This window comes from Edaphobacter sp. FHG110511_03, from assembly GCF_059115365.1.
This window is the reverse complement of record NZ_JBZYWL010000001.1, coordinates 781,017-793,599: the sequence shown is the minus strand read 5'-3', so window position 1 is coordinate 793,599 and position 12,583 is coordinate 781,017. Positions and strand designations below refer to the sequence as shown.

The following is a 12,583-nucleotide window of genomic DNA, read 5'->3' as shown; positions in this document are numbered from 1 at the left end:
CAAGCAGAGCCATGGGATAATCCGGCGGCGGGCTCTTTTGCGCCCAAAACTGTGTCGGAGAGAATACCGGAGATATGCCACATCGTTCAGGCTACGCTGCACTTGTCCTTGCGCTCACTTTAGCTGTCATCGGAACAGTGCGGGCGGAATTGCGCGAACCCGTGAAGGTCATCATCGACACCGACGTGGGCGATGACGTGGACGATGCCTTCGCGATTGATCTCGCGCTCACAAGCCCCGAGCTGAAGATTCTCGGGTTATCCTCGGCGTGGGGAGACACTGCCCTGCGGGCGCGGATGTTGGACCGCATGGTCTGCGAGACCGGGCGCTCCGATATTGCTGTTCGTGAGGGCGTGCCAACGAAGTCAACGGCCACGTTCTCCCAAGCCACCTGGGCCAAAGCTGGAATTGAACGCAAGCACGAGGACGCTGTCGCCTTCCTGCTCGAACAGGCCAAGGCTTATCCCGGCGAAGTCACCCTGCTCGCCCTCGGCCCGCTCACCAACATCGGCGCCGCAATCGATCGTGACCCTGTAGCCTTTCGCAAGCTGAAGCGCGTCGTTCTGATGGGAGGCTCGGTCTATCGCGGCTATGGCGCCCCGGGCAAGGCACCCGAGCCGGAGTACAACATCGCCCGCGACCCGAAATCGGCACAGAAGTTGTTTCGCTCAGGCGTACCGATCTTCGTGCTTCCTCTCGATTCCACGCAGCTTAAATTCGATGACGCAAAACGTTCCTCGCTTGCGTCCATCAGCACGCCCATGACCGACGCCCTGCAGGTGTTGGTCACGGAGTGGGGCCACGCCTCTCACCAGGCATCGCCTACGCTCTTCGACGCCGTGGCCGCGGCCTACACGATCGATCCCATGACCTGTCCCATGACGCCGCTTCACCTCGAGGTCGACGACAAGGGAATGACTCGTGCAACGGCGGGCAGTCCCAACGCCCAGGCCTGCCTCCAGCCGAAGGAAGATGCCTTCTTTGCGCTGCTGATGCCGCGTCTGCTGAACCAGAGACTTAAGGGCACCCAGGCCTGCGTCATTCCAACGGCTAAGTAATTAGTGCAGATTGATCTGGCGCATTATCTTCGTACAGCCTCATCGTGCCGAAGAGCAGGATTGAGAGCTCTCGCCCTGCCTATCCCTTCCCACCTCAAGCATTCCGCTGATCCGCCATCGTATTGAGCAGCGCCACCGCCATGCTGTTTGAAGGTGTGGGAATGCCGTGCTTCTTCCCCAGCCGCACGATCGCGCCATTGCGGGCATCGATCTCCATCGGACGACCCGCCAACCGGTCCGCGTGCAGGGAGTTGACCGAGTCCGGGGCCGATCTGCGATATGCTGCAAGCACTTCTTCCGCGACCGAGTCCGCCAGCAGCGCACCCTCGGCACGTCCGACCGCGATGCACTCACGCACCATGTCCATGGCAACTGCGCCGATAGCATCGTCGCGCAAGACACCCGCGGGCTGCAGCAGCAGCGCCGGAAGTGCCCCGGCAGCGTTGTGACAGAGCTTCCTCCAGGCCACTGTGTTCCAGTCTTCCACTGCCGCCGCCTCAGCCGCCGTTGCTGTAAAAAGCTCTACAAAATCACGCCCCTGCGCGCCATCAGGAACCTTCAAATTCATCGGGCCGCGCTGAACGATGCGATCCACACCATCTGCAGGCGGCTTGCGCTCTGCCGGGCAGTCCACGATCACTGGGACAATGTTTTCTTTGGCGACATAGGGCGCGAAGCGGTCACGATGCTCCACGCCATTCTGCAGCACGGCAACCGGAGCGCCTGCGGCGCAGAGCGGATCGAGCCACAACGCTGCCGCGGCCACATCGTAGGCTTTGGTTGCAACGATCACCCAGTCCACCGGTCGCGCCTGCTGAGGCTGCGTCAACACAGTCGCGTCGATACACATGTCACCGTCGGAGTTTTCAACAACAAGCTGGCGGATTGACCGTCGCACGCACAGTACCAGCTCATGCCGTCCAGCCGTCTGCAGCAACGAAGCCACCACGCCGCCAATCGCACCCGCCCCTACAATCGCAATTCGAGCCATGAAAGCATTCTAGAATCACACCATGGCCCAGCACATCGGCATCGTCGCCTGTTCCGCCGAAGGAGCCGCACTCTGCTATCGCACCGTCTGCGTGGAGGGAGCGGCATGGATGGGCCCGCATGGCCACCCTGAGATCTCCATACACTCGCATTCGCTAGCGGATTATATGGACTGCATTCACCGCGATGACTGGCAGGGTGTCGGGGAAATTATGCTCTCTTCCGCAGGTAAGCTGGCGAAGACCGGCGCTGACTTTCTGATTTGTCCGGACAACACCATCCACCAGGCTTTGCCGTTCATCGAGTCGCGTTCGCCGCTACCGTGGTTGCACATCGCAGAGGTGGTGGCACAGGAGGCATCGAGACGCGGTTTCCGGCGCGTAGGACTTACCGGCACACGCTGGCTGGTCGAAAGCAATGTCTATCCCGAAAAACTCACCGCTGCTGGAATCGAATACCTTCGCCCAAACAAGGAAGAGCGCGAGGCGATCAGCCGCATCATCATGGACGAGCTTGTCTATGGCGTCTTCAAACCAGAGGCCATCGCTTATTTCCAACAGGTCATGGGGCGGCTGAAGACCGAGGGCTGTGACGCGGTCGTGCTGGGTTGCACGGAGATTCCCCTCATCATGAACGACGAGAATTCGCCCCTGCCGACCCTCGACTCTACGCGTCTGCTCGCTCGGGCTGCGCTACGCCGTGCGGTCGAGACTTCTAACCCAGCACCTTCGACGCATCCTTCGCGAAGTAGGTCACGATAAAGTCAGCGCCAGCTCGCCGGATTGAGGTGAGCGATTCCATCATCGTTCGCTCGGGCTCCAGCCATCCTCGTTCGAATGCGGCGTGCAGCATCGAGTACTCCCCCGACACCTGGTATGCGCCCATAGGAACGTCGAAGCGCTCCCGTGCAGCGCGCATGACGTCCAGATAGGGCATCGCCGGCTTCATCAGCAGCATGTCCGCACCTTCGACCAGATCCTGCTCGATCTCGCGCAGGGCCTCGCGCAGGTTCGCACCATCCATCTGGTAGCTTCTGCGGTCGCCGAACTGCGGGGCCGAATCTGCCGCCTCGCGGAATGGTCCGTAAAACGCGCTCGCGAACTTTGAGGCATAGCTCAAGATCGGCGTCTGTTCGAGTCCATCTGCGTCCAGGGCCTCGCGCATCGCCGCTACCCGGCCATCCATCATGTCGCTGGGTGCGACGATATCGGCGCCGGCCTTTGCGAGCGACGCGGCGGTTCTGGCGAGAAGGGCAACACTCGAGTCGTTCTGAATATCGTAATGATCGCCATCACGCGCAACCACGCCGCAGTGGCCGTGCGAGGTGTACTCGCACAGGCAGACGTCGGCCATCATCACCAGCGAATCCAGCCTGCGATTCTTCTTCAACTCGCGGAGCGCGGTCTGCACGATGCCGTCTTCGGCCCACGCCCCGCTGCCCTGCTCGTCCTTCTCGGCCGGAAGACCAAACAACAGCAGCCCTCCGATTCCAAGCTCCGCGCACTGCTCGGCTTCTTTCATGGCCTCGTCCAGCGACAGGTTGAAGATGTTCGGCATGGAGCTGATGGGCTTGCGAACACCCTCTCCGGGGCAGATGAAGAGCGGATAGATCAGCGCCCCGGGACGCAGATGGGTCTCGCGTACCAGTGAGCGCATCGCCTCAGTGCGGCGCAGCCGGCGCATACGCATCATGGGAAAGTTCATCCCCTCTAGTCTATCCCCCGCCGCGGTGGCTCCGTAGGGTCTGCCAACGCCCACGTTCTATTGGGAACGGGAGCATGCTACAAGGCGACTATCAGCTTTGATCGGCGATCGCGTCGTATTCCACCGCCGAGCTCATGGGTGCAAGCACCCAGAGCGTGTAGATGCCCAGCGCCGTGCCCACAGGAAACTTGACCAGCGAGAGTATCGCCAGGACGATCGTCAGTATACGAGCCCAGGGTTTGCGGTTGAGCAGGCTGAAACCGGCAAAGAGCGCCAATGCCGCCATTGCGACCGTGATGGTCACAAGAACCGGCAGGAACGCCATCCAGGGTGGACCGTGCATACCGCCCCAGCCACCAAAGGGCCAGTCACCTCCGAAATGCCGCCATGTTACGGCACGGAAGACGAAAAAGCCGAGAAGGCCCGCTAGGATGCGGTACGCCCCGAAGACGCACCACAGGATTCCGAGGGTTTGAAGATGCCTTTGCACTCGCGGGGCAGTAATCGCTGGAGGATAAGAGGGATAGGGCGCATATCCCATGGGCGGGGGAGCCGGTTGAGAGGCTATCTGTGCTCCGCAATGTGGGCAGAACCGCCCCCCGCTTTCAACTGTGTTTCCACAAGCCTGACAGACCATGCCAAACCTCCGGAGGCTCAGAGCCACCTTCTGGCCATCCACTTCTGCTTGCTACGCACGCGGTGAGCAGCCGGTTCCATATGCGATCACGATACCGTGCCGTCTCAAATTTACGATACCCGGATAAGTCCGCAATTACGATAGAGATGTGGTCCCGCCTGATTTCATTCCGCAGATCCCTTCTCCGCTCGTGGACTCGAGCGCCGCGGCACTCGAATGGCCCCGTCTGCGCGAGCATATCGCGTCACGAACCTTCTCTCCTCTGGGCCGCGCCTGGATCGTCGCCCTGGAGCCCTCGGCGGACCTTGCCTGGATCGACACCCAGCAGCAGCGCACCGAAGAGATGCGCGGCCTCTTCGCCTCCGGCGTCAGCTTCGATTTTCACGGGCTTTTCAACCCGACCGATCTGCTCGACAAGGCACGCATCGAGGGCTCCGCGCTTGAACCGCTTGAGATCGTCGCGCTGATCACCGTCGTCGAGCGCGTAGAGGCCTGGGGCAACCTGATCTTCCCCAAAGCTGGCGCCCCAAAGACCGGCACCCCTCAGGCAGCGATTTCGCAGGATACCCAAAGCAGCAGCATTGCTTCCCTCTCCTCACCCCTTCGCGACCACGACCTCGCATCTCTTCTGCGGCAGTTACGCGGCAAGATTGAACCCGACGGCTCGCTCTCCGACGATGCCTCGCCTGAGCTCAACCGCATCCGCCGCGCCATCGACCGCCAGCACCGCGCCATCGAAGAGAGCCTGCGGCGCTCGCTTCGCCGGTTGAGCGATGACGGCAGCACCCGCGACGAGCTCATCACCATTCGCGGCGACCGCTTCGTCATTCCCGTGCGAGCCGAGTTCAAGCGCAAGGTTCCGGGCGTGGTGCATGGCTCGTCGTCTTCAGGACAGACCGTCTTCGTCGAGCCGCTGGAGACCATCGAGCAGAACAATGAGCTGGTGCGTCTGCTCGATGAGGAACAGTCAGAGATTCACCGCATCCTGGTCGCGATGACCCGCGCCCTGGCCGCGAACTCTGGCGCGATCCAGATCGGCGCGGCCATCCTCGCCGAGATCGAGGCTCACGCCGCACGCGCGCGCTTCGCCGCCGAGCTCAACTGCGTCCGCCCCTCCTTCAACGCTGACGAAGTGGGTTTGCAGGACGCGGCCGGGGATGTTCCAGCCGTCGCTCTTACATGCGCCCGGCATCCTCTCCTTGAGCTGCGCATGATCGCCCAGGCACGCTCCGAGGGAACCGCCGCCGCCTCACCCGTTCCCCTTACCATCGCGTTGGCCAGCGATGCCCGACAGCTGATCATCAGCGGACCCAACACCGGCGGCAAGACCGTCTCGCTCAAGACCGTAGGGTTGCTGGCTCTGATGGCCCAGGCCGGGGTTCCGGTCCCGGCGGTCGAGGCACGGCTTCCGCTCTTCACCGCCATCTACGCCGACATCGGCGACGCGCAATCCATCGAGCGCAATCTCTCCAGCTTCTCCGCGCACATCGTCAACCTCGACCGCATCTCCCGAGAGGCCACCGCCTCTTCGCTGGTCCTGCTCGACGAGCTCGGCTCGGCCACCGATCCCGAAGAGGGAGCCGCGCTTGCCGTCGCCGTCGCGCATCATTTTCTGCAGATGCGGGCATGGTGCTGCATCACCACCCATCTCACGTCGCTGAAGATTTACGCCGCTAACAACACCGGTGTGCTCAATGCCGCGGTCGGCTTCGACCAGGAGACCCTGACCCCCACCTACCAGCTGCGCCTAGGCGTGCCTGGCGCGTCCGCTGGGTTGAACATCGCGGCGCGACTTGGCCTCGATCCCGCTATCGTCGCTGCAGCCCGCTCGCAGCTCACCACCCAGACCGCCGATATCGCCGCCTTCCTCGATCAGCTGCATGAGCAACTTGCTGCAGCTGCAGCCGAGCGCGAGACTCTGCGGCAACGCGAGCAGGAGTTGGCACGAGCGAAGATGCAGCTCGATCTCGAAGGACGTGCCGAGCAGCGTGCCCGCACCCGCGAGCTTGAGGCCAAGCTGAGCGCTCTGCTCGACAACTTCGCCGTTCAGCTTCGAGAGTCGGTCAAAAACATTGGCGACAAGGCCGCGGCCAAGCGGATCCAACGCGACTCCGCACTTGCGCTAGCTCGCGCACGCCGCGAATTCTCCTCGGAATTTCAATCCACCATCGCAACCCACACCGCGACCGCAGGCGCGAAGACGTCAGGCAGCACGCCGAAGCCCGCAGCGATCGTGACACCGGAGGCCGGGGATACGGTCAAGCTCAAATCGCTGGGCCGCGAAGGAAGAGTGGAGCGTGTCCTGGAATCCAGCCCCAGCGGTAGCCCCAAAACCTTTGAAGTCTCCGTAGGCCCCATGAAGATGCGCGTCCCGCTCGACGACATTGCAGAGATCGAGAAGAGAAAAGAAATTACCCCGCTCGAAGCCGCGCGAAGACGTGGGGGGATAACGGTCTCCACCAGCGACGATCCCGATTCCATGAGCTCGGAGATCAATGTCATCGGGCGCACTGCCGATGAGGCCCACGACGAGGTCGCTCGCTTTGTCGACCGCGCCTTCCTCGCTGGTCTCCCGCGTATCCGCATCGTTCATGGCACCGGTATGGGCATTCTGCGCCGAACTCTACGCGACTACCTGCGCAGCCACCCACACGTGGCCAACATCACAGAACCGCCGCAGAACCAGGGTGGACAAGGCGCTACCGAAGTCGAGCTGAGGCAGTAATAGGCGCATGCGCGTCGCGCCACACCCTTTCCAGCCAGATAGATAATGAAGTGCTCGTTACTCAGGCTATCGGCCCTGTGGCACCTTGCAGGCGAAGCTCGCGGCATCGTTTGAATCCCCTCTGCCGGAGAAGACAGCCATCTGCGGATAAGGGCATAGTGGGCGTGTACGGTCGATGACTCCGTGGGTAGCGTGCGAGGCAACGATCTGGGTGGGAGCCACACCCTTTTCCACCCACCGCTCGACCGCCGAGACAGCATCGAAGCTGTCCGTACCAGGTCCGCCGCCGCAGTGCTGCATCCCTGGCACCAAAAAGAGGCGGGCGAAATCGCTCGTCCTTGAGCCGGTCGCCTGCTCCATCGCCCTGTAATAACGGATCGTATTGAGAGGAGAGATATCCGGATCACTCCAGCCGTGGTACAGGATCAACTTCGATCCCCGCTGCTGGAAAGGGCGTAGATTCGTATCTACTGCATCGAGAGCGGGCGATAGCCGATCCAGTGCTTCTTTGTCGCGGTCATAGTCAAACGTCATCGGGTTGTAGTTCGGGTCGCGCATCACCATGAAGCGAAAGAAGCCGTCGGCCGCTTTCCAGTGTGTTGCGCGAAAAGGCGCGGAACCCGTGATCCAGCTCTGCCACCCGTTTGCTCCCCCCTCACCACCCGGAACCAGGCCGGGGAAGATCAGCTTCCCATGGTCGTCCCACGATCCCGCCCAGATGTCCTTCACCGCCTTGATCTGCTTTGGGGTGAAGCAGGTTCCGGGATCCTGGCCTTCTTTGCATGCCAGCACCGCGGGGTCGACGTGGCATGCGAGCGGATCCTCCAGAACACCATCCGTTATCCCATCCTTGGCATCGCATGCCTGGTTAACCGCGTCGGCCAGCAGCTTCACCTTCGCGGGTTGGATATAGCTGTCCGGATCCTTCAACGTGCTCGTCGCGTAGTACAGGTGCGCTCCCGCATAGAGCCGGGTCCAGTTGTAGGCTGGATCGCCCGCGACGATACCGTCAAAGTCCGCAGGATATCGTTGAGCCTCCATCAGCCCCTGCCCGCCTCCCTTGGAACAACCCACATAGTAAGCGTGGTCGGCAGTCTTTCCGTAGAACTCGCGGACGATCTGCTTGCCATTGACCGTCGTCAAATGAAGTGCACGATGACCAAAGTCCTCGATCAGCCCTGGCTCGTTCAGCGACCAGCTCGCATCAAAGCCACTGGTGGGCTGGCTCATGTGGCCCGTATTCGTGCTGGCCGCAGCATTGCCGCGCCTCAGAGCGCCTGCCATCGCGCTGTAGCTGATATTCCCAGCCATGCCACCGTTGCCTACTACTTCAAAGCGGCCGGTCCACTTCTCCAGCGGCATCCATATTTCAAACCCGATCGCCGGCTTCGTCTCCCCGATCACACGGCAGAAAGGAGCCAGTCTGCGAATCGTGGTGACGGAGCCCGGCGGATTAAAGGTGCCATCCGCAATCACCGCAGCCGATTCTATGGTCGTGTCGTTCAACCGCATCGACGCCAGTCTCGCGCAGGACGGATTGCTCTGGGCCGAAGCTGCTGCTGGATAAGCGAACGACAGGCTCATCGCCAGTCCCGCTCCCACCCATCCCCTTTTCCAGACTATCCTTCCGTAACGCGCGCTCATCGGCCTCCCAGGCTTGGGACCGATTGTAGCGTCTTTAGCCAAACGAGAGAATCACCGGAATTTCTCCCGGTTCAGGGGAGCGTGGTAATAAAAGCGTTTATCTCGCGCAGCACATCTGCTTCGTTGGAGAGAAAGATGTAGTGATCCGCATTCGCAATCAGAACCACGTTTTCCTGAGCCTGGTCGATCTCACTTCAAAATCCACACAATCGCCGGAACGGTCGCCAGGGCGAGCCCGGCTCCGAAGTAGAAAATCGCGAGCAGAGCCTGGGCCACCCTCTGCGCAGGCAGGGCCGATTCGATCTCGACGTAATAACCGCTCGTCGCAAGCTGCTCACTCGGCGGCCTTAGACGTCGAAGGACGATCGAGCGCGCAGCATCGAAGAAAAGCGCCGCCACTTTTCCCTGGCGGACCTCTTCGTCAAAGATCCACAACATCTCCTCTCCAAACTCACTTCGGAAAGAGGCCGGGTACAGGCGGATCATGCCGCGATAGAGGATACGGAAAAGATCTCTCATACGCTGCGAGGTTTCCTTTCACGAAGACGGGTCCGGGCCGTAGAGATCACCTCCCGCAGGCGCTCGACTTCGGAGCTGAGAACGTCGCGGCCCGTAGGAGTAATGCGGTAAAGCCTACGATCTTCGTCTTTCGAGAGCGTGGAGCGGGGCGCATCCACCACCAGCTTCTGATCCATAAGCTTCTTCAGGTTGTCGTATAGAGTGCCTGGACCAACCCTGTAGCTCCCCTGCGATTGGCGGGCGATCTCCTGAATAATGCCGTAGCCGTGTAAATCCTCTCCGGCAAGCGCCAGAAGGATGTGCAGTGTTGCCGCAGACAGAGGGGGCGAGTTTGGAGATTCATTCATAATCGGATTCCGACTATATCGATATCCGACCATGAATGCAACCTTTTCCCCGCTTTAGTCACCTCGCCGATCGGGAGCCTTCGGAAAGGTAATAAGGAAGCCAGTCCAAAGCCGCGAGCCGAATCAGGCTGCTCCCTTTGGAGACTACTTCGCTGCAGCAAAGTCGGCGCTATGCCTATGCGAGGCGCTGAGAAGCTTCCATCCCTCCCAGCAAAAACTCACCAGCGCAATCGCGAGCGCAATCTTGAATCCAAAATTGATTCCTGCATTGATTCCATTCAGGGATTTGAGATTGTTCGCCGAAATCGTGGCTCCCGCGACAAAGTACGTTCTTACCTGAACCATGATCAACGGCACAAGAACACCCAGGGCGCGCACTGCCAGTTCGAGATGCTGTCTCCACCGGCGAAGAGACGGAAACAGCATCGCCGCCTTCAGAGGAATCATTGCGATCAGCACGGTGACAATCTGCCAGTAGAAGACATGCCATTCGGGGGTAAGGCCAAAGGGCATATTGTGAACAAGGCGAAGGCCAGGGCCGAGGATGAGATAGGGTCGATCCGGCACAGCCAAGAGCCACACAATCGTAAGTGTGCTTACGATCACGTCAGCAACGCCGTGTGCAAAGGAATGCTTCGGCGCTTCGTCCAGAGGAGGAAGATCGCTCGCTCTCCAATGCGGAAGCGTCAGCTTGGGAATGTAGCGGCTTTGAACATATTCAAAGACTGCAAAGCCGAGTGTCATGATCGCCCAGAAGGTAAAAGCTACCGCGGGAAAGTGGGCCACTGCCGATCCAATCCGTTGCCCCAGTTGAGTTGCTGAGTCGGCCGCCAGGAACGTGGTGATTGCCTGGACCGCAGCGTACGCCAGGATGACCAGGGGGAAGCTCTTCTTTAGCGTGTACCAGTAGAAAGGAAACAGCCCTGGGCCGATAAGAAACTGCTGCTGCCCGTAACGGGCGGCTACCAGGACGGGCATGCCATGGGCTTCCAGTACCTTGGCAATCTCGGCGTTGTTCAGGGCACGACCGAGCTCCTCTTCACGGCCTTCGATCTCGGCCTGTAGATTCGCCCTCAGCTCGCGAAGCATATCCCCACGGCCTCGTGCCGGAAGATGCTCGCCTACCGCCTTCAGATAACGCTCTAGTAGCTCCATAGCCTTATCTCTCCTTGTTGAGGTTTCCACTTTCGACAATTCGGTCCACCGAATCGTTAATCCCGCGCCATTCGGCAAGCAGCGTTTCCAGGATTCGCATCCCCTCGCCCGAGAGCCGGTAAAAGCGCTTGTTCCGCTTCTCCTCTTCGCGCCATTCGCTCGTCAGCAGCCCCTGGGTCTCCAGCCGCCGGAGCAGCGGATACAGCGTGCTCTCCTCGATCTCGAGACCAGCTTCGGCAAGCGACTTCCGCAAGGTGTAGCCGTAGTGCTCTCGCCGCAGTTGGGCCAGTACGGCCAATACCAGGCATCCCCGGCGCAGTTCCAGCCGCAGAGCATCGAAGAGCTCTGTCTGGGGAGAGGATCCGTTGGCCGTGCCAATTCCGTTTTTGATTTGCGACTCCATTACTGTACGAAACATACTGTATGAAATACAGTGTGTGGCGTCAAGTACTTTTATGCAAAAATTGAATCTTAGTTGCAAGCTGAATGGAACCAGTAAGATACGGGCACCGTATCTATTGCAACGATGGACAAGTCAAAGCTACTCGCTCACTCGTTCTTCACTCTGGTCACCTGCTGCGTTCTTCCGGCGCAGACTTCTCAATCTTTCCACTCCTCCATCCGGCGAGTGGATGGAACACGTGTCCCTGTATTGGAAGCCGAAGCGATGGCTCGCCGCACGCTTGCTGAAAATCATGTGACGGGAGCGCAAATCGCTTTGCTGAACGACGGGAAGGTCGTCTGGACAGCAGCTTTCGGTCTGCGCGATCGCGAGCACGATTTGCCAATGAACCCGGAGACCACCACGTGGGCTGCCTCCATCACCAAGAGCGTATTTGCCGTCTACGTGATGATGCTCGTCGAGCGGAATCGCCTTAGTCTCGACACACCGGTTTTCCAGCTGCTTGAAAAGCCGCTCGACAATTATCCCGAATATCGACAGAGCGCCGGCGATCTGGTCCGCGACCCCCGCTTTGCGAGTATCACTCCGCGTATGCTGCTCAGCCACAGCTCTGGCCTTGCCAACTTCGCCTTTCTTGAGCCCGACAAGAAGATGCATCTCCACTTTGCGCCTGGATCGCGCTTCGCCTACTCCGGCGAAGGCCTCAATCTGCTGCAATTCGTGATCGAACAGCGCGAACACAAGCCTCTGGAAGAGCTGATGCAGGACGCCATCTTTACCCCGCTCCAGATGCACAGCACCTCGATGCTCTGGAACGAGAGATTCGCCACGAACGTCGCCGACCGTTACGACATGCATGAGGAATTTATCGCTCACACCCGCCGAGACCACGCCCGCGCCGCAGGCTCCATGACTACCTCCGTGGCTGACCTGGCCCGGTTCACAGCGGCTCTGATCGACGATCCGTCTCAAGGGAAACGAACTGGCAATTTACAGCCAACGACGTCGGTTCTGCGAGCGGAAACGATGAAAAGCATGCTCACGCCGGTCCTTCGTATCGATGCGCTGCACGAATTCCCCACGTTTGAAGAAACGAAGGGGACGGAGGGCCCCGACGTTGGCCTTGCTTATGGGCTGGGCTGGGGTTTGCTGACAAAGACGAAGTACGGTCCTGCCTTCTTCAAGGAGGGACATGGAGACGGCGCACAAAATTACATGATCTGCTTCACGAAGCATCGCGACTGCATGATTCTGCTTACCAATAGCGATAACGGAGAACTCGCCTTTCGCCCGCTGCTCGAGCATCTTCTCGGCGACACCGTAACGCCATGGGTGTGGGAGAACTACACGCCAGAGGCAATCGCCGCCTCTCGGGAACAGCACTAAGCTCCTGTGATCGTC

At 60.2% G+C, this 12,583-nt stretch carries 12 protein-coding genes; 4 read left to right on the top strand and 8 right to left on the bottom strand.

Translation table 11 applies throughout. The features are described from left to right. Positions 1 to 74 precede the first annotated feature (74 nt). Complete coding sequence (locus tag AC5S26_RS03105; protein ID WP_494183386.1) at positions 75 to 1,058, top strand: nucleoside hydrolase; 984 nt, start codon at positions 75 to 77, stop codon at positions 1,056 to 1,058. A gap of 94 nt (positions 1,059 to 1,152) precedes the next feature. Here the strand turns inward: AC5S26_RS03105 and AC5S26_RS03100 are convergent, their stop codons facing one another. Beyond that, positions 1,153 to 2,049 carry a 2-dehydropantoate 2-reductase gene (locus AC5S26_RS03100; RefSeq protein ID WP_494183385.1) on the bottom strand — a complete coding sequence of 299 codons (897 nt, stop codon included), beginning with the start codon at positions 2,047 to 2,049 and terminating at the stop codon, positions 1,153 to 1,155. Positions 2,050 to 2,071: 22 nt separating this feature from the next. Between AC5S26_RS03100 and AC5S26_RS03095 the strand changes: the two genes are divergently transcribed. Further along, positions 2,072 to 2,809: an aspartate/glutamate racemase family protein gene (locus AC5S26_RS03095; RefSeq protein ID WP_494183384.1), complete on the top strand. Its 738-nt coding sequence runs from the start codon at positions 2,072 to 2,074 to the stop codon at positions 2,807 to 2,809. Here AC5S26_RS03095 and hemB read toward each other — a convergent pair. Beyond that, complete coding sequence (hemB, locus tag AC5S26_RS03090; RefSeq protein WP_494183383.1) at positions 2,763 to 3,752, bottom strand: porphobilinogen synthase; 990 nt, start codon at positions 3,750 to 3,752, stop codon at positions 2,763 to 2,765. The two genes, AC5S26_RS03095 and hemB, sit on opposite strands and share 47 nt — an antisense overlap. Before the next feature lie 91 nt (positions 3,753 to 3,843). Then, positions 3,844 to 4,293 carry a hypothetical protein gene (locus AC5S26_RS03085; RefSeq protein ID WP_494183382.1) on the bottom strand — a complete coding sequence of 150 codons (450 nt, stop codon included), beginning with the start codon at positions 4,291 to 4,293 and terminating at the stop codon, positions 3,844 to 3,846. Positions 4,294 to 4,537: 244 nt separating this feature from the next. Here AC5S26_RS03085 and AC5S26_RS03080 point away from each other — a divergent pair, with 244 nt between their 5' ends. Beyond that, a complete protein-coding gene (locus AC5S26_RS03080) occupies positions 4,538 to 7,114 on the top strand; it encodes an endonuclease MutS2 (RefSeq protein WP_494183381.1) in 2,577 nt (858 codons plus the stop codon). A 66-nt stretch (positions 7,115 to 7,180) separates the two neighbouring features. Here AC5S26_RS03080 and AC5S26_RS03075 read toward each other — a convergent pair whose 3' ends face one another. The 5 genes from AC5S26_RS03075 to AC5S26_RS03055 all read right to left on the bottom strand — a co-directional run bounded on the left by AC5S26_RS03075 (position 7,181) and on the right by AC5S26_RS03055 (position 11,197). Then, positions 7,181 to 8,758 carry a tannase/feruloyl esterase family alpha/beta hydrolase gene (locus AC5S26_RS03075; RefSeq protein WP_494183380.1) on the bottom strand — a complete coding sequence of 526 codons (1,578 nt, stop codon included), beginning with the start codon at positions 8,756 to 8,758 and terminating at the stop codon, positions 7,181 to 7,183. 189 nt (positions 8,759 to 8,947) lie between these two features. Next, a complete protein-coding gene (locus AC5S26_RS03070) occupies positions 8,948 to 9,277 on the bottom strand; it encodes a hypothetical protein (protein WP_494183379.1) in 330 nt (109 codons plus the stop codon). Beyond that, on the bottom strand, positions 9,274 to 9,624 hold the full coding sequence (locus AC5S26_RS03065) for a PadR family transcriptional regulator (RefSeq protein ID WP_494183378.1): 351 nt from the start codon (positions 9,622 to 9,624) through the stop codon (positions 9,274 to 9,276). The genes AC5S26_RS03070 and AC5S26_RS03065 overlap by 4 nt, the downstream gene beginning before the upstream one ends. 144 nt (positions 9,625 to 9,768) lie before the next feature. Then, a complete protein-coding gene (locus AC5S26_RS03060) occupies positions 9,769 to 10,779 on the bottom strand; it encodes a hypothetical protein (RefSeq protein ID WP_494183377.1) in 1,011 nt (336 codons plus the stop codon). A 4-nt stretch (positions 10,780 to 10,783) separates the two neighbouring features. Continuing rightward, the gene (locus AC5S26_RS03055; RefSeq protein ID WP_494183376.1) at positions 10,784 to 11,197 is read right to left on the bottom strand and encodes a PadR family transcriptional regulator; all 414 of its coding nucleotides are present in this window, start codon (positions 11,195 to 11,197) and stop codon (positions 10,784 to 10,786) included. Between the two features lie 108 nt (positions 11,198 to 11,305). Here AC5S26_RS03055 and AC5S26_RS03050 point away from each other — a divergent pair, with 108 nt between their 5' ends. Beyond that, positions 11,306 to 12,568: a serine hydrolase domain-containing protein gene (locus AC5S26_RS03050; protein WP_494183375.1), complete on the top strand. Its 1,263-nt coding sequence runs from the start codon at positions 11,306 to 11,308 to the stop codon at positions 12,566 to 12,568. The last annotated feature ends 15 nt before the right edge of the window (positions 12,569 to 12,583 follow it).

What these genes read in the sequence shown, in the direction of transcription:
- hemB (WP_494183383.1), bottom strand. Translation starts at nt 3,752, where the DNA reads ATGAACTTTCCCATGATGCGTATGCGCCGGCTGCGCCGCACTGAGGCG.
- AC5S26_RS03060 (WP_494183377.1), bottom strand. Translation starts at nt 10,779, where the DNA reads ATGGAGCTACTAGAGCGTTATCTGAAGGCGGTAGGCGAGCATCTTCCG.
- AC5S26_RS03055 (WP_494183376.1), bottom strand. Translation starts at nt 11,197, where the DNA reads ATGTTTCGTACAGTAATGGAGTCGCAAATCAAAAACGGAATTGGCACG.
- AC5S26_RS03095 (WP_494183384.1), top strand. Translation starts at nt 2,072, where the DNA reads ATGGCCCAGCACATCGGCATCGTCGCCTGTTCCGCCGAAGGAGCCGCA.
- AC5S26_RS03065 (WP_494183378.1), bottom strand. Translation starts at nt 9,624, where the DNA reads ATGAATGAATCTCCAAACTCGCCCCCTCTGTCTGCGGCAACACTGCAC.
- AC5S26_RS03050 (WP_494183375.1), top strand. Translation starts at nt 11,306, where the DNA reads ATGGACAAGTCAAAGCTACTCGCTCACTCGTTCTTCACTCTGGTCACC.
- AC5S26_RS03100 (WP_494183385.1), bottom strand. Translation starts at nt 2,049, where the DNA reads ATGGCTCGAATTGCGATTGTAGGGGCGGGTGCGATTGGCGGCGTGGTG.
- AC5S26_RS03070 (WP_494183379.1), bottom strand. Translation starts at nt 9,277, where the DNA reads ATGAGAGATCTTTTCCGTATCCTCTATCGCGGCATGATCCGCCTGTAC.
- AC5S26_RS03075 (WP_494183380.1), bottom strand. Translation starts at nt 8,758, where the DNA reads ATGAGCGCGCGTTACGGAAGGATAGTCTGGAAAAGGGGATGGGTGGGA.
- AC5S26_RS03085 (WP_494183382.1), bottom strand. Translation starts at nt 4,293, where the DNA reads ATGGGATATGCGCCCTATCCCTCTTATCCTCCAGCGATTACTGCCCCG.
- AC5S26_RS03105 (WP_494183386.1), top strand. Translation starts at nt 75, where the DNA reads ATGCCACATCGTTCAGGCTACGCTGCACTTGTCCTTGCGCTCACTTTA.